The sequence below is a fragment of the Micromonospora sp. NPDC047134 genome, assembly GCF_040643455.1.
Lineage (GTDB): Bacteria > Actinomycetota > Actinomycetes > Mycobacteriales > Micromonosporaceae > Micromonospora.
In genome coordinates, this window is sequence record NZ_JBEYUI010000023.1 from 1 (window position 1) to 16,104 (window position 16,104).

General features: G+C 65.2%; 17 protein-coding genes. 10 read left to right on the top strand and 7 right to left on the bottom strand.

Annotated elements, in window-relative coordinates:
- Positions 1–282: 282 nt before the first annotated feature.
- A complete protein-coding gene (locus ABZ795_RS23435) occupies positions 283–1,176 on the top strand; it encodes a DUF559 domain-containing protein (protein ID WP_357531886.1) in 894 nt (297 codons plus the stop codon).
- A gap of 117 nt (positions 1,177–1,293) precedes the next feature.
- On the opposite strand, the gene ABZ795_RS23440 is transcribed toward ABZ795_RS23435, so the two are convergent.
- Entirely contained in the window at positions 1,294–1,680 is a 387-nt protein-coding gene (locus tag ABZ795_RS23440; protein WP_357531933.1) for a (deoxy)nucleoside triphosphate pyrophosphohydrolase, read from the bottom strand.
- Positions 1,681–1,917: 237 nt separating this feature from the next.
- On the opposite strand from ABZ795_RS23440, the gene ABZ795_RS23445 reads away from it, so the two are divergent.
- A complete protein-coding gene (locus tag ABZ795_RS23445; RefSeq protein WP_357531887.1) occupies positions 1,918–2,244 on the top strand; it encodes a 4a-hydroxytetrahydrobiopterin dehydratase in 327 nt (108 codons plus the stop codon).
- Positions 2,245–2,294: 50 nt separating this feature from the next.
- A complete protein-coding gene (locus ABZ795_RS23450; protein ID WP_327024164.1) occupies positions 2,295–2,657 on the top strand; it encodes a PH domain-containing protein in 363 nt (120 codons plus the stop codon).
- On the opposite strand, the gene ABZ795_RS23455 is transcribed toward ABZ795_RS23450, so the two are convergent.
- Positions 2,645–2,908 (bottom strand): hypothetical protein, encoded by a 264-nt coding sequence (locus ABZ795_RS23455; RefSeq protein ID WP_357531888.1) that lies wholly within the window; start codon positions 2,906–2,908, stop codon positions 2,645–2,647. The genes ABZ795_RS23450 and ABZ795_RS23455 overlap by 13 nt on opposite strands.
- Entirely contained in the window at positions 2,908–3,207 is a 300-nt protein-coding gene (locus ABZ795_RS23460) for a DivIVA domain-containing protein (RefSeq protein WP_357531934.1), read from the bottom strand. Before ABZ795_RS23460 ends, ABZ795_RS23455 begins: the two co-directional genes overlap by 1 nt.
- A 290-nt stretch (positions 3,208–3,497) precedes the next feature.
- On the opposite strand from ABZ795_RS23460, the gene ABZ795_RS23465 reads away from it, so the two are divergent.
- Positions 3,498–3,905, top strand: coding sequence for a GntR family transcriptional regulator (locus ABZ795_RS23465; protein WP_357531889.1), 408 nt, complete (start codon positions 3,498–3,500; stop codon positions 3,903–3,905).
- Positions 3,906–4,122: 217 nt separating this feature from the next.
- Here the strand turns inward: ABZ795_RS23465 and ABZ795_RS23470 are convergent, their stop codons facing one another.
- Positions 4,123–8,985, bottom strand: coding sequence for a DEAD/DEAH box helicase (locus ABZ795_RS23470; protein ID WP_357531890.1), 4,863 nt, complete (start codon positions 8,983–8,985; stop codon positions 4,123–4,125).
- A gap of 447 nt (positions 8,986–9,432) precedes the next feature.
- Here ABZ795_RS23470 and ABZ795_RS23475 point away from each other — a divergent pair, with 447 nt between their 5' ends.
- From ABZ795_RS23475 to ABZ795_RS23490, 4 genes are all read left to right on the top strand, one after another.
- Entirely contained in the window at positions 9,433–9,852 is a 420-nt protein-coding gene (locus tag ABZ795_RS23475; protein ID WP_357531891.1) for a hypothetical protein, read from the top strand.
- Between the two features lie 14 nt (positions 9,853–9,866).
- A complete protein-coding gene (locus ABZ795_RS23480; RefSeq protein WP_357531892.1) occupies positions 9,867–10,466 on the top strand; it encodes a hypothetical protein in 600 nt (199 codons plus the stop codon).
- A 161-nt stretch (positions 10,467–10,627) separates the two neighbouring features.
- Complete coding sequence (locus ABZ795_RS23485; protein ID WP_357531893.1) at positions 10,628–10,837, top strand: hypothetical protein; 210 nt, start codon at positions 10,628–10,630, stop codon at positions 10,835–10,837.
- A complete protein-coding gene (locus ABZ795_RS23490) occupies positions 10,834–11,757 on the top strand; it encodes an AEC family transporter (RefSeq protein ID WP_357531894.1) in 924 nt (307 codons plus the stop codon). Before ABZ795_RS23485 ends, ABZ795_RS23490 begins: the two co-directional genes overlap by 4 nt.
- Positions 11,758–12,007: 250 nt before the next feature.
- On the opposite strand, the gene ABZ795_RS23495 is transcribed toward ABZ795_RS23490, so the two are convergent.
- Entirely contained in the window at positions 12,008–12,472 is a 465-nt protein-coding gene (locus tag ABZ795_RS23495; protein ID WP_357531895.1) for a DIP1984 family protein, read from the bottom strand.
- 258 nt (positions 12,473–12,730) lie between these two features.
- Here ABZ795_RS23495 and ABZ795_RS23500 point away from each other — a divergent pair, with 258 nt between their 5' ends.
- Positions 12,731–13,987, top strand: coding sequence for a hypothetical protein (locus ABZ795_RS23500; protein WP_357531896.1), 1,257 nt, complete (start codon positions 12,731–12,733; stop codon positions 13,985–13,987).
- A gap of 78 nt (positions 13,988–14,065) precedes the next feature.
- Here the strand turns inward: ABZ795_RS23500 and ABZ795_RS23505 are convergent, their stop codons facing one another.
- Positions 14,066–14,461: a hypothetical protein gene (locus tag ABZ795_RS23505; RefSeq protein WP_357531897.1), complete on the bottom strand. Its 396-nt coding sequence runs from the start codon at positions 14,459–14,461 to the stop codon at positions 14,066–14,068.
- 286 nt (positions 14,462–14,747) lie between these two features.
- Entirely contained in the window at positions 14,748–15,218 is a 471-nt protein-coding gene (locus tag ABZ795_RS23510; RefSeq protein ID WP_357531898.1) for a hemerythrin domain-containing protein, read from the bottom strand.
- Between the two features lie 153 nt (positions 15,219–15,371).
- On the opposite strand from ABZ795_RS23510, the gene ABZ795_RS23515 reads away from it, so the two are divergent.
- On the top strand, positions 15,372–16,100 hold the full coding sequence (locus tag ABZ795_RS23515; protein ID WP_357531899.1) for an ElyC/SanA/YdcF family protein: 729 nt from the start codon (positions 15,372–15,374) through the stop codon (positions 16,098–16,100).
- Positions 16,101–16,104: the final 4 nt, after the last annotated feature.

The window sequence follows — 16,104 nt, forward strand, 5'->3', positions numbered from 1 at the left end:
CCTGGGGCACCAGGATCAGTCCCAGGCCGAAGCCGGCGTTCCACACGGTCTCGTCGGTGACCGTGACCGGCCAACGCATCTCCTCTGCGGTGGCCCTTTTGGCCCCGTTGATCATGAGGTTGGCGGCAGTAGTTGATCTCCACGGTGCCGCCAACCTCATGATCAACGAGGCTGGGGTGGAAGTTATCCACAGGGCGGGGATTGGGTTATCCACAGGGGCTGCGGTGGGGGGTGGGGGCGGGTCAGGGTGGTGGGGTGGATCGACAGGGGCGAGTTTCGCGGGTGGCGGGCCGGCAGGACGGGCTGGTTCGTCGGGGGCAGGCGCTGGAGGCCGGCTTCACCCGGCATGAGGTCGACAACCTGGTGACCTTCGGGCGGTGGCAGGCCCTGGCTCGGGCGGTCTACCTTCCGCGCCCGGTCTGGGCGGTGCAGCCCTCCCGGCGTCAGCAGGTCCGGGCAGCGCTGCTGTCCCTGGGGCCGGCGGCGTTCGCGGTCTTCGGCACCGCCGCCGAACTCCACCGGATCGCCGGCCTACCGACGTCCGACGAGATTCACATCGGTCTGCCCTCGGCGGCCGCGAAGCAGGCCCGGATCAGACAACCTCACATCGTGCTGCACCAACTGGATTACCCGGCGAAATCGCTGGTCAGCCTGAGCGGTCTGCTGGCCACCGACCCCATCAGCACGGTCAGCGACGTCATCCTCCGCGTCCAGCGGTACCCGGCCGTCTCGGTGCTCGACTCAGCGCTCAACCGTGGATTACTGAACAAGGAGGACCTCGGGTCGATCGCCCGCCGGATCAGACGCAGGCGAGGCGCGGTCGCCGCGCGGGGCTACCTGACGGAAGCCGACGAGCGGGCACAGTCCCCGCTGGAAACCCGCGCCAGGTTGCGCTGCGTAGACGGCCGGGTGCCGCCCGAGACCCTGCAACTGGAGGTACGCGATGACGACGGCTACCTGCTCGGCATCGGGGATCTGGGCTGGCGCAGACGGAAAGTGATCGCCGAAGCGGACGGCCGAGGCGCGCACGACACCCCGGAGGCGATCTTCTCCGACCGCCGCCGCCAGAACCGCCTGGTCAACGCCGGCTGGTCCGTCCTCCGCTTCACCTGGCAGGACACCCTGGACCCGGCCTACATCCCCTGGGTAGTCCGCCAAGCCCTCTCCACCCCCTAACCCCGCCCGCTCTCCCTCTCATAGAACCCCGTTGATCATGAGGTTGACGGCACCGTGGAGATCGAAAACTGCCGCCAACCTCATGATCAACGGGGCTAGGAAGGGGTCAGGAAGGGGCTAGGAAGGGGACAGGAGGGGGTGGAGGGCGGCGACTATGGGGGTGTCGGCGGGGAGCCAGGTTACGGTGTTCAGTTCGGTGGCGGAGAGCCAGCGGAGTTCGTTGTGCTCCAGGGCTTGGGGGCGGTCGCCGTGCAGGAGGCGGGCGGCGTACACCTTGAGGACGCTGCGGCCGTGGGCCATCCGGACGTCGCGGCCTACCCGCTCGCCGATCTCCACGCGTACGCCTAGCTCCTCGGCGCATTCGCGGACGAGCGCTGCGGTTTCGGTCTCCCCCGGCTCCACCTTGCCGCCGGGAAACTCCCACATGCCCGCCACCTCTGGTGGCGCGGAGCGTGCACAGGCCAGTACCCGGCCGCCATCGATGATCGCCGCCCCCACGATCACCTTCGGCTCGCGTTGGGCGGCCTGTCTGTCACCGTTCGCCCGTTCGGTCCACACGGGCGTCCAGCGTGCCAGATCAATCGGCGGTTTGGGTAGCTTGGTCATCCGTCAGGCCAGGAATCCCCGGAAGTGTGGGCGTGGACACACCCCCCATGCAACGTAAGACTAGGAACACCGACAATGACACGGGGCGGCGACGATTTGGCCACAAGCCGGCAACGAAGCCTGGGAGGCGCGGTGATGCGTGCGCTGTTCGGCGGTCGTACGAAGCACGACTACCTCAGCGACGCCCTGACCCTGCTGAACGGGTGGACGCGTGAGGGCGAACAGATCCGGCGTACGTTGGTAATCGACGACAGTCAGCATGCCGCATTGACGGAGCGAGTCAAGGTGGTTGCGGACGCCCTTCACATCCGGCCGGAGATCAGCCGGCGCTCCGACCACACCACCCAGATTCGGGTCGGCCACGACAACTGTCCCCTCACCGAGGGTGAGGTCCTGTTGGCCGCTCGCATCGAGGACGCGTACCGGGCCGTGGCCGAACCGGGCGAGGGCCTGCCCGGCTGACCGGAAATGGACCGGCAGGTGGACTGGCGTCGGCCGCCTACCGTGGGCCCATGGCCAACCCCACGTACGACCGCAAGGAACAGTTCCAGCAGATCCAGAGCGGCCTGCTCGACCAAGAACAGATCATCGCCGTGTACGACGCCGTCGGCACCGGCACCGGGTTCATCGGGCTGACCGACCGGCGGGTGATCATCCAGGACCGCTCGTTCATCGGCAAGCGGTACGCCATCACCAGCATCCCGTACTCGAAGATCACCAGCGTCAGCGTGGTCAGCAACAAGTCCTGGGGTGGCTCGTTCTTCTCCACCGGCGCCATCGCCATCCACGTCGGCACGCACACCTACGAGGTGGAATTCCGGGGCGACCAGAAGAGCCACCACGTGCACAACGTGATCCTGCACTACATCAGCTGACCAGGCCACAGCCGCCGGGAACACGGGCCGTCGTGGTCGGCGCGCAGCACACACCGCCGGCCACCGACCACCCGCAGGTCACAGAAGACCCGATGGCGTACGCCCTGGGAGTCCTCGGCCGAGACGGTGGTCTCCCCCGGGTCGGTCCGGGCGAGCAGGCTAGCCCACCGCGCCACCACCCGACCCAGGCGTACGGCGGCGGCCAGGTCCCCGGCGACCACCGGCAGGTGGATGACGAACCGCTGACCCATCAGCGCTGCCCCGCGTGGACCCGCTCGGCCTGCTCGGACTGCCAGCAGCGCAGCGCATCCTTGATCCGGTCGGCCTCCTGCCTGCTGACGCCGAGGGCGTCGTAGACGCTGGCCAGGTCGTCGGCCACCTGATCCAGGAACTCACGCACCTCCTCCGGATCGAGCCCACGCCGCCAACGCCGGGTGGACCGGAACTGCCGACCCCGCACCTGCCACGGCCGCAACGGTGAGTACGCCGCCGACCGGTAGTAGCCCGGCTCGTGCGTCTGCCGAACCGACTCGCCCCGACCGGCCCACACCCACCGTCCGATACGCCGGAGGATTCCCACGCCCTCTCCCCTCCCGTTGTGGATCTTCTTGGAAGTGGGCACCCGCCAACCCGGGCAGGCGGGTGCCCACGGCCCTGCCACCGCAGCCCTCACCGGCAGTACGGCACCAGAGCAGCTCACCTAGACGGGTGACAGACGAGATGTCCTTCGTTCGATCACCCTCTGTCTCTGGCACGTTAGCCCAAGGATCATATGCGCACAAGCTCTTAGGATCTTATGCCTGAATGTGGACGTGCCCCGGTGGGGTCAAGGATTGAGCCATGAGCATCGATCCGCGTTCGCACACTCCGGTCTACGTGCAGCTCGCTGATCTTTTGCGCAACCAGGTCGAATCCGGCGAGCTACCTCCCGGGGCGCCACTCCCGAGCGAGGCGCGACTCAGCCAGGAGTACGGGATCGGCAGAGCCGCCGTGCGGAGGGCGATCTCAGTCCTGCGATTTGAGGGTCTGGTCACCACGAGCCGTGGCCAGCTCACGCAGGTGCGGCCGCGTCCCCAACAACGACTGGTCGAAGTGCAGTCGGGAAGCACGATCTCCGCCAGGATGCCGAACAGCAACGAACGCCGGCAGATGGACATGGACGAAGGTGTGCCGATCCTTGAGGTCCGCGCGCCGGACGGGACCGTGCAAACCTTCCCTGGCGACGAGGTAGCGCTTAGCTGCCCTTAGCTGGGCTTTCACGACACGAGCCGTCCGGCACCGACAGATCGTCACGCACTCAGTTGTTGCGTCACACCGACTGTCGCCGCCCCGCACTCGAACGATCGCTCGTGACGTAGACGTCATTGATAACGACGACCGCTAGTGGCCCCGATCGCCGCGTCGGAGCCACGGTCCCGGCCGCACGAAGCAACCGAGCGAGTTGGGGTCTCAAGTGGACGCCTGCCTACTCCAGGATGTCCAAGGGAGGCAGGTTGTCTACGATCTTCATCGTCTCCACACTGACCGTGACGATCCGCTTCAAAAGCGCGACTATGTAGCGCGGATCGTCGGACCAGTCATTCGGATCGTTGACGATGCCAGAATCCTTGTCGGTCTTGACCTGGTAGCGATCGATAATCCACTCGATGGCCGAGCGTGCGCCGAGCTGGTAGCGGTACGCCTCCTCAGGGATGCTACTAAGGGTAACCCTGTGGTTGTAGAGAATCGTTGACCGATCTGTCACGCCCTTCGCCTTAGGGAACTTCATTTTGCTAACCCGGTACAGCTCATCCAACGGAGTGGTCGAGGCATCACCTGCGACAGTCTCGACGATGCCCGGATGCGGCTCCACCCGCTCGTAACCGACATGCAGGTCGCCGAGTTTACGCCCAGCCTCGACGTAACCACGGAAGTCAGCCACCTTTGGGATTCGAGGCAGTGACTTTTTCAGATCAGCCGCGAAACGCTTCCGGTACTCAGGCGAATGCAGCAGACCATAGGAGTAATAAAAAATGTCGTCTTTGGCAATCGACTGGTCGCTATACGTCTCTCGATAATCCCTCAGCGCCACATCGCCGATGTTGTCCACCCGCTCATACTTGGCCGCTTGCTGGGCAGCAGCGAACAGGTCCTCACCGTCTCCGATCTTCTGGTAGCTGTAGCGCGGAAAGAATGCTCCACCGCTGCCAGCACCCGTCACATGAAGATCCGGGATGCTGTCGACCATAAGCACCGAGAAGGGCACCACCGATCCGTAACCGACGTTGTAAAACCCGATGTTCGGATGTTCCGGCGTCGGGAACAGGCGCCCCAACTGGTAGACCATATCGTTAAGACGCGCATCGAAAACCACATGCTGCTTGGCAAAGGGACGATACATCGAAACGAAGAGGCGTCGATCATCGAAGGAGTACCGAACACCCCTCGCAACATTAACTTTATCTATCCGGTTCCAGCTAATCTTAGTCGGATCGAAGTCGACATACTTTTCAGCATCAGCCGACTTAGGGGAAAGAATGGCCCTCGCCTTGCAGAAGGCCTTGAACCCTTCCACCTGCCGATTGTAGAACTCGACCATAGAGCCGATTTTTCGTCTAAGCGCAGACCCGGAATAGCTGTAAACCCAGGGATCACGCCCGGTCTTCAAGCCTCCGGAGTACACACCGAAGATGGCGCTCGCTCGCATGGCCCTATCCTTCTCACCAATAGGGCGGAACTTCAAGAATTGCTCGTCTCGCTGGTTAATCCAGTCACCATCAGCGCTAGGCGTTAGCCTACTCCACTCCACATCGTCGAGGCTTTGTGAGCCAATTATCCGAAGCTTTTCGTCGCGACTCAGATAGTCACCGATATCCCGATAGTGAAGCGCACATCGCCCAGCCTTCTCCACAACCAATCCACCCTTGACCAATATCAATACTGCTACGGTGTTCCGACTACCCGAGTCGAAAATCTTTCCGCCTTCGCGGCGAGACAGTTCACCGGCGGTGCGCTGGTTTCCCCGAAGGTTGTAGCAGTAAATTCCGTCAAATTCGCCAACCAAAGACTTACGCAGACCATCGGCGGTGTTGCCGTCGATGTAGCCGCCGTTGGAAACGAAGGCTATGACACCTTCGTCCTGGATGCGGTCGGATGCCCAGCGAATGGCGCGGATGTAGGAGTCGTAGAGCGAGTTCTTGTTCGTGGCCGTCGAGAGGGCTGCGTACGTTTGCTTGATGCGTTCGTCAAGCACTTCGTACTTAAGATTTTGATTGTTGTCGTTCTGGCTGTCCTGACCTACCGAATAGGGCGGGTTGCCGATGATGACGGTGATGTTTTGTTGTTGTTGGCGCTTGGCGCGTTCGCTGTTGCCTTCTAGGACTTCGAGTCCTTCCAGCTTGGCGGTGCCTTCGGCCAGTTGGAAGGTGTCGGTGAGGACGATGCCTTCGAAGGGGCGGTATTCGCCGCCGGCCAGGTCGTGGAAGGCGGCTTCGATGTTGACGGCGGCGATGTAGTAGGCGAGCAGCACGATCTCGTTGGCGTGCAGTTCGCTCGTGTACTTGCGGAGCAGGTCTTCCGGCTTGATGAAACCGGATTGCAGCAGCCGCACCGGGAAGGTGCCGGTGCCGACGAACGGATCAATGATCTGGACGCCCTCGTCCGACAGCGAGCGGCCGAAGTGCTTGTTCAGCGCCTGTTCCGTCGAGCGGATGATGAAGTCGACCACCTCGACGGGGGTGTAGACGATGCCGAGGGCGTCGGCAGTCTTCGGCAGGGCGGTCTTGAAGAACTTGTCGTACAGCTCGACGATGACCCGCTGGCGGCCCTCGTGGTTGTCGATGCCCTCGGCGCGCACCCGCACCGACTCGTAGAACTCGTCGAGCTTCTTGCTTTCGGCGTCGAGGCCCTGGTCGTCGAGGATGTCGAGCATCCGCTGCATGGCCTTGGAGACCGGGTTGTGCTCGGCGAAGCCGTAATCCTTGAACAGCGCATCGAAGACCGGCTTGGTGACGATGTGTTGGGCCAGCATGTCGATGGCGTCGGCCTCGGTGACGCCCGGGTTGATGTTGGCGCGCAGCTCGCCGATGAACTCCTCGAAGGCGTTGCGCTTCTCCGGCAGGGTCAGGGCGGCTTTGATCCGGGTGACGTGGCGTTCCGCGATCTGGGCGATGTCCCGCGCCCAGTCCTCCCAGTACTGCCGCTGGCCGACCTTGTCGACGATGCGGGCATAGATCGCCTCCCGCCAGTCGGTGACGGAGAAGAGTGCTTCCTGGATGCCCTTGGCGCTCTGGGCTTCCTTCGCCTTGGCGGCCTCGGCGCTGTCGGTCGTACTCGATCCGTCGCGGTCGCCGAGCGACTCGTCACCCGGGCCGATGCTGCCGATGCCGATCTTGTTGTCGGGCTTGTTCTTGTTCAGTTCGATCTGGTTGACGGTCGCGTTGAAGCGGTCATCGTGGGCGCGCAACGCCTGGAGGACCTGCCACACCGTCTTGAAGCGCTTGTTGTCGGCGAGCGCCTTTTCCGGCGCCATGCCGGCCGGAATGGCGACCGGCAGGATGACGTAGCCGTACTTCTTGTCTTTGGCCAGGCGCATCACCCGGCCGACGGACTGGACCACGTCCACCATCGAGTTGCGGGGATGCAGGAAGAGGACAGCGTCCAGGCTCGGCACGTCCACGCCCTCGGACAGGCAGCGGGCATTCGACAGGATGCGGGCGTTGGCCGGGCCGGGGTCCTGCTTTAGCCAGTCGAGCAGCCTGTTGCGCCGGAGCATGTTGAAGGTGCCGTCGACGTGCTCGACCTCGCAGCGCAGCACCTCGTCGTCGGCGTCGTCGTATGCGTCGACCACGTCGTTGAAGCGCTTGGCGATCGCGGTCGAGTCGGCGATCGAGCGGGCGAACGCGACGGCCCGCTTCATCGGTGCCTCGCCCTCGGCGAACCCGGTGCCATCGGCGAACGTGCCGGTGCGCTTCGCCATCGCGTTCCAACAGCCGATGATCTTGGCGGCGTCGTCTAGGCGCAGCTCGGCATCGTCGCCCGCGAACCCCTGTTGCAGCGTCCGCGCAACCCGGCCCTCGTCCACGGTGAGGATGAGCACCCGGTAGTCGGTGAGCAGACCCTGCTCGACGGCCTTGCCGAAGCCCAGCCGGTGAAACTCGGGGCCGAACATCGTCTCGTTGTCCATCGAGGCCAGCACCGCGTCCGCGTTGCGCGCCTCGGCCTTGGTCTCCTCGCTGTAGATGCGCGGGGTCGCGGTCATGTAGAGGCGGCGATCCCCACCGAGGTACGCATCGTCGTGCACCCGGACGAACGCTGACTCGCTAACGTCGGCCAGCGTGACGCCGGTCGTACGGTGGGCCTCGTCGCAGAGGATCAGGTCGAAGCGCGCCAGCCCCTTGCGCTGGGCCGCCGCCACCGTGGCGATGGACTGGTACGTGGAGAAGACGACAGTCATCCCCGGCTCGGCCGCGACCCGGGACATCTGCTCGATCAGCCGGTCCGGGTCGGTGGTGGCGGGCAGGGCCAGATCGTACGTTGCCATGTCGTTGTCGTCGCCCATGGCGGCCCGCTGCTTGCCGACCTTCGCGTCCGAGCAGACCGCGAAGGCACGCAGCGTCACCTCCGACTCGTACGACCATTCGCGCAGGCTCTGCGACAGCAGAGCGATGGAGGGAACCAGGAAGAGGACGTTCGTGTGCTCATTGCCGGATTCGGCGCGTTCCCGTTGCAGCCGTTCGGCGATCTTCAAGCTGGTGAACGTCTTGCCGGTACCACACGCCATGATCAGCTTTCCGCGATCATGCGTGGCGAAGCCGGCGAAGACATCGTCGATTGCCTCACGCTGATGCTTGCGGAGATCATGCTTCTTCCGCAACGTCAACTCGGCCCGGTGACCGTAACTCGGCATATGCCACTCGACCGGGCTCTGCGAGATTTCGACTAACCCGACACGGGTCACCGGCACCTGCTGATCGGCGAGCGCCGCCTCAGCGTGGACGTTCCACTTGTCGGTCGTCGAGATGATCAAGCGTCGGGTAAACCCACCCTTGCCGGAGGCAGTGAAGAAGGAGTCGATATCCCTCTTCTCCACCGTGTGCTGGGGCTCGTAGAACTTGCACTGGATGGCGCAGAAGCCACCCGTCTCCCGATCCTGCGCCACAAGATCGATGCCGGTGTCCCGCTTGTCGGCTGCTGCGCCCGGCCAGTCGGCCCACATCCACACCCGACTGAACTGCTCGGTCCACTGCGGGTCGGTGCTCAGGTATCGGAGCATCAGCTCCTCGAAGCGGCTGCCACGATCCCGATTACTCGGCGAGCTCTCGCGGATCGCCCTGATGACATCGTGCACGCTCGCGGTCGTCGTCACTACGCTTCGAGTCCCGTCACAGTCGGCGGCGAGCCACCAGCCCGCCGGGAAGGATCACCCACCGGAGATTTGCCAAGACTCTACCGCGATCTCCGGCCTCGGCCTGAGGTCGGGACCAAGCTCTAGGCCAGCCGGTGAAGCTTAAAGGTCTCGATAAGAAGCGTTCGAGACATGTGGAGTTACTCTGCTCGACGCGGAGCCGAGCCTGGCGGGGAGCTACCCTTATCGATAAGGCGCGATGCCGCGAGAAGGACCAGCACCAGCCGCGCCTAAACGGGCGAAAGGGTCGTTACCCATACAGGGTCGCCACCCTAGACGGCGGATCGCGATGAGGATGGACGGACTTAACCGACAAGGGGGAAGTCGGCATGCTGACAGATCAACGCCCACGGTTCGCACACATAGGTGCATGTCGAATACCCTCCGCCCATGTCGCAACCACCGTCGCCTCGCCGCCCTCGCAAGTCGACACCGAAGCAACAGCAGAGCAAGCGGCAGACCTCGTCAGATTTCAAGATCGAAGCTCTCCGCCTCCGGTATCAGCTATTCAGCAGGATGATCGATGGTGGGCGGATCTCGCTTTGGATCGCCTCCACCGTGCTGCCACTACGGGTCATCGCGGAGATCACCGAAGATTTCGCCGGCGAGACAACAGAGCTCACGGCCACCGTGAGCGTGACCATCGCCATTTCGATCATGATGTCTGTCGGTTGGACGATGACGGTCATCCGCAGCCAGGGCCGGAAGCGCGAGATCGATCGGCTCAGGTCCAGGAACGACGCCCTCGAGAAGACTTTGACCCAGTTCCGCCTGAGTACTGAACCAGATCAACAACCCGAGCCCGCGTGAGGGGAGGCTTCGAGATGAGTCCGAACACCGTTGTCATGTTCGTCCTGCTGGTCGTGGCGGCGCTTCTACCCCATGGGTTAGTGCTGCAGTATGCCAACTGGCAGCACAGCAAATTCCGCAACCGACTATGGAACCTTCGAGATGGACTGGCCGACGAATTACTGACCGGAAGAATCGAGTTCAGCCCATCAGCGGCCATCCTGCTCGACGTGATGGAGACACACATCCGTAACACCCGTCGTCACACGTTCGTCGATGTGTGGATCGCATACCACTTGCTTCGTGACATCAAGATTGCCTCGATCAGTGACCAGTTGAGGGATGACAGCTTACGCGCCGAGGACCGCGCGATATTGATGCGGTATTTCGAAGAGTTCCGCGAAGTCACCTTTTCTTACCTCAAGCGGAACTCTCCGTCCGGATGGCTAGTCTCGTTGCGACTCAAGCTCAGCCAGCCCGCAGAGCATCGTCAGGCGGTGCCCCGCCGTCCGATCAGCCCCGAACTGAAGCAGCAGGTTGAGCAGGTGGAGCTACGCGGGATACCGAAGCTGACACCACCGAGCCGAACGGTACGGCGTGGGCCGATCCTGGAGAATACAGTGACCGCAGCTTGACGCTTGATGCAGCGACTTTGATGGATGGTCAGTCCTAGCGACGGATTCGTCTTGACAGTCGACGGCTGCGGGCTCGCCGGTAACTGTGCGCGCTGGGGTCGACCCCGTGAATCTGCGGATCAGCGGGGTGTTTGCTCCATCGGTACGGGATGCGAGGCTGAATGCGTGGCCTCCCGGTCGACGGACAGGTGGAGAATCCCCGGCTGCCCAGCACCTTGGGCGCCTCGGTGTATCTGATCGCGGTGGAGTGTCACGGCACCGGGCTCACCCTGCGGCAGGTCGATGACCCCTTCGCCCAGGAGGCGATTCTCGGCTCGTACGCCCACAAGTCCCTGAACCGGCGCGACGTCCGCCCGCCGGTGGCCGGATGAGCTTGGTGGCGACGTTCGTACCGATCTGGATTCTCACCGCGGTCGGTTACGCGGCCTGTCGTTGGGGTTTGCTGGGCGAGGCGGCGGCGTCGGTGCTCGGCCGGTTCGTGTTCCATCTTGCGATGCCGGCCGCCCTGTTCCTGGCCCTGTCCCGGATGCCGCTCTCCGGGTTCGCCAACCGGCCGCTGCTCGCCTTCGGGGTGAGCACTGCCGTGGTCCTCGGATTCGGGTGGGTCGGGGCCAGTCGGCTGTTCGGTCGCCAGCCCGGCGAACGACCCATCTGGGGCATGGCCGCCGGGTACGTCAACTCGGCGAACCTCGGCATCCCGATCGTCACGCAGGTTCTCGGCGACGTGTCGTTCCTGGCGGAGGTGGTGCTGTTGCAGGCCCTGGTGGTGACCCCGGTGATCCTGGTCGCCCTGGACCGGCACAGCGACCCGGCCGGGCGGGTACGGGTCCGCCGGATCGCCTCCCTGCCGGTACGCAACCCGGTGATCCTGGCCTCGCTGCTCGGTGTCGTGTGCTCGGCTGCCGGCCTGCACCTGCCGTCGGCGGCCGAGGCGTCGCTCACCCTGCTGGCGGGCGCGGCGGCGCCGACCGCCCTGGTCGCGCTCGGTGCATCGCTGCACACAACGGCACCGGCGCGGGCAGAGCCGGTCAGGCCGACCGAGCTGGCCGTGATCACCGCGTTGAAGCTGGCCGCGCAGCCGGTCATCGCGTACGCGGCCGGGCTGGCCTTGGACCTGTCCGCGCCGCAGTTGCTCGCCGTGGTGGTGTGTGCTGGTCTGCCGACCGCGCAGAACACCTACATTTTCGGCCAGGAGTACGGCGTCGGCGAGGCGGTGGCCAATCGGGCGGTGGTGCTGACCACGACCCTGTCCCTGGCCACCCTGGCTGCGGTGGCGGCGTTGCTCGGATAGGCCCGTCAGCAGTGCGAACGAGCCGCATGGGTTGCGGAAAGCCCCTGTCCCACCCTCGCCGTCGTGGATCTGCACCCGGTAGTGTGCCGTGCCCTGTGCGCCGTCACCTGTGTGCTGTGCTGGGCGTGCGATGTGTGTCGGGGAGTCGAACCCCTGCGCCTGCCCTCGGCGCACCAGGAGTGAACCGGATTACCCGCCGGTTCTCGGGTTCGTGCACGCCTCCACGTCGGCTACCTGCTCCGCAAACTCTTCAGTCCAGCAGGTCGACCTCCCAATTCGTCCGCTGAATCAGGGTGTCGACCTCGCGGAGTTGCCGGGCGAGGTCGTCGGCCTGGCTGCGCAGTTGCGCCACCGGGAGCGCCGGGATCATCTTCAACTCGGACCGCAACTGACGGAACCCTCGCTGGCCCTCACCGGCAGCGGCGGCGGCAGCGGAGGTGACCATGCCGTGCTGCAAGCGAAGCACGTCGCGGCGGGCCAGCGCGTCGGTCAGGGTGCCACCCTCGACCGGGGTGGCGGCGTTGGTGCGATTGATCCGCCGCATCAGCGACTCCAGTTCACCGAGCACCTGGCCCGCCTCGGTGAGCAGAGCCGCAGCGTCCTCGGCGGGCGTCTCGCCCTCCTGGTATCGAGCGCTGGCGACGATGCGGGCACGGAGTTGTTCGGCACGACGCGCCGCATCCGCGCGCAGCGCAAGAGCCTCGGCAAGCCTCATGGGCGTCAGTATGACCCAGCGAAGATCCACGCCGCCTGCCATTTATCCGGGTAATGGGCAGCCCGCGATGGATGTGGTCAGCACCAATGCGTCGGATCGTCGCTCGGCTATCCGACAGTGGGGCAACTGGACCTCTTCCGGTGATGTCCACCGTACGCCGCAGCCCGTACGCTCCCGGGCGACACCGTGCACGACAGCCGACATGCGCCGCGGGCCTTTCGATCTGCGCGAGCCCTGCATGCACCTCAGGAGCCGACGATGGGTAACGAGATTCAGCTGATCAGCGACGGCGACGGGTTGGCGGTCTTCGGAGATCCGGCGGCGGTGGAACGGTTCCTCGTCTCGGAAGGAATACCACCGCAGAAGCGTCTGGGGCTGCCCCAACTCGGGTCCCTGTTCAGTATCGGGGCCAAGGTCGCCGGGAAAGGCTCCGAGATCTCCGCGGAATCCGGTCAGTGGGTCAAGCTCACCGAGGAGTCCGCGCAGCTCGTCCAGAAGTACGGGTTGATGGAGAGCAAGACTCCCGGGGTCAGTCACGCGATGGTGGGCCAGCCGGGCTCGATCCAGTCATGGATCCAGATCGCGGAGGGGCCCGGTTCTCTCCTCGCCAACCCGGCCGTCCTGGCCGGTGCCGCAGGGGTCATGGCCCAGCTCGCGATGCGGCAACAGATGGAACAGATCACCGACTATCTCGCCGCGATCGACGAGAAGGTCGAGGATGTGCTCCGCGCCCAGAAGGACGCGGTGCTGGCACGCATGATCGGGGTCGGCTTCGTCATCGAGGAGGCCATGACCATCCGGGACAATCGGGGCCGGGTCGACGAGGTCACCTGGTCGAAGGTGCAGACCGTGCCGACGACCGTCGCGGAGACCCAGGCGTACGCCCTGCGTCAGCTCGATGCGCTCGCCGAGAAGCTGGAGCGCAAGGCCGGGATCGGTGACCTGGCCAAGGCGGCCCGGGAAGCCGAGGCGACCAGCCAGGAGTGGCTCGCCGTGCTGGCCCGTTGTTTCCAGCTTCAGGACGCGATCGCCGTACTGGAACTCGACCGGGTGCTGGACTCGTCTCCGGAGGAGTTGGACGGCCATCGCCTCGGGTTGCGGACTGCCCGGCAGAACCGGCTGGCCCTCATCACCCGGTGCACCGAGCGTCTGATGACCCGGATCAACGCCGCTGCGGGCACGGCCAACGCCCAGGTGCTGCTGCATCCGTTCGACGCTCCGGCGGTGGTGCAGTCCAGCAACCACGTCTCGGCCGCCATCGTCACCTTTCAGGGGCGGCTCGGCATCGAACGCGAGCGGCAGGAGGCCGAAGCGAGGCAGTGGGTGGAGGCGGCCGTGGAGATCCGGGACAAGGCGCTGGAGACCGGAGCGGAGGGCGTCGATGTCGCCAAGCGGCTCGGCAACGAGACCCTCGACCGGGCCAAGTCGGTCGGGGGCCTGTTGTCCAACCGGTTCGCCGGGCGTGCGCTGTGGCTGCGCGGAGATGACAAGGCGCGCGACGGCAAGTCCGACTGAGCGCCGGCGCTGGCAGGGTCGAGAGAGTACGAGCGGAGAGGCCCCCGGGCCGGGACGGTGCCCGGCCCGGGGTTGGGCTCACTGGACCAGGGTGACCTGGTAGTCCAGCGTGGTGCCGCTGGCGGTGTAGGTCGCGGTCTGGCCGTTCTGGCAGTACGAGACGAACCGGTTGCCCGGCACGGTGTTGCCGGCGGTGGCGCTGACCACCGGGCGGACGTCGGTGCCCTCGGGGATGTCGGTGGTGGTCAGGTCGATCACGCGCCACTGGTTGATCGGGTACGTGTCGGTGGAGGGCGTCGGGGTGCCGGTGCGGGTCACCACGTTGAAGGACATGGTGAAGCCACCGTTGTTGATCACGGAAATCCGCTGCACGCAGGGTTCCACCTGGGCTTGGGCGGGGGACGCCACAGCCAGGCTGGTTGCGCCCGCGAGAGCCGTGGCCAGGATGCCGTTACGCAGGGTCGAGCGCTTCATAAAACCTCCTGAGTCTGCCAACAGAAACGGTGGTAAGCGACATATCGCCATCAACCACCTGCGAGGTCTCATACCCGAGCAACCAATTGATTAACGTCCGGCAATTATCTGCACGTCCAAGTCCCAGCTCACCGTCCACTGTGACGAATGCCGCACCGATCACGCGAATAGCGAGCCCAACTCGGGTTAGCGAAGCGATCCCACCGAGCCACGGGCTTCGGGAAAAGCGAGTGTTTTGAATCTTGGTACGGGATCACCCCTCTGAGGGCGCTCCCGTACCAAGATCTCAAAGGGGGCCGAGGACGGTGGCCGGATCGGCGGCCAGCGCCAGAGTGTCGAGCACGGTGAGGAGCTGGCGTTCTTCGTAGCGGAAGTGTGACTCCATGATGGCCGCCACGCCTTCCAGGTGCCGGTTCAACTCCTCCGGCGGGGCGGCCCGCGCCACCGCCGCCTGGAGCCCACCCAACAGGTGCGCGATCATCGAATGGTCCTGCTGGAGGTAACGCAGGGTGTCCCGCAGTTGCGGATACTGCTCGGCGATCGCGGGGAACAGCTCACGGTCCTCGCCCTCGTGATGGGCGGTCAGGGCAGCACAGAACCCGTGACAGAACAACAACAGATCTCTGGTCGCCGGCTCCGCCGGCACGCCGTCGGCCAGGGCTTCCCTGGTCACGATCAGCGCTTCGCGGAGTCTTTCGTGCACCCGGCGCAACTCATGACTCCAGGCCACCAGCCTGGTCTGCTCGCCCTCACCCACAGGTGAGAGACGAAGGTACGACGATAAGCATCATCGATTCCCTTCGGTCCGACGCCTCCATGCCTGACACGGTCTGCCACCGGCACGCGACGCTGCGGCCAACGTACCAAAGGTCACCTCGGCGCACCTACCCTCATGGCGCCGCCTGGGAGAATGATCCGCATGGCGATCCGTACCGTTGTGCTGGCCCGGCTGCGTCGGATCCGGGAGAACGGTCGCGGTCGCTGGCTGCGCCGGGCGGTGCTCGCGGGTGCGGTCGGTGCCCTGCTGCTGGTCGCCGCGAGCTGGGCCAGTGTGAGCTGGATCCGGTCCGGCGCCGAAGGGCGGATGCACACCGCGCAGACCGTCCCCGACACCCCGGTCGCCCTGGTGCTGGGCACCCGGGTCCAGCCGGACGGCACCCCGGCGCCCTTCCTCACCGCCCGTCTGGAGATCGCCCGGGAGTTGTACGCCACCGGCAAGGTCCAGGCGATCCTGGTCTCCGGCGACAACATGAACGCCGACTACAACGAGCCCGAGGCGATGCAGCGGTGGCTGGTAGAGCACGGGGTACCGGCCGACAAGGTGATCCTGGACTACGCCGGTTTCGACACGTACGACTCCTGCGCGCGGGCCAAGCGGATCTTCGGGGTGGAGCGGGCGACCGTGGTGACCCAGCAGTTCCACCTGGCCCGTGCCGTCACGGTCTGCCGCCACCTCGGCGTGGATGCCGTCGGGGTCGGCGACGAAACCGCCCGGGAGTACGCCCGCACCTGGCGGATCAGTTCCACCCGCGAGTACGGCGCCAGCGTGAAGGCCGCGCTGGACGTGCTCTCCGGTCGCGACCCGGTGCACCTGGGTCCCCGCGAGCCCGGGGTGGACGACGCCCTCCGTGCCGGTTGACCGA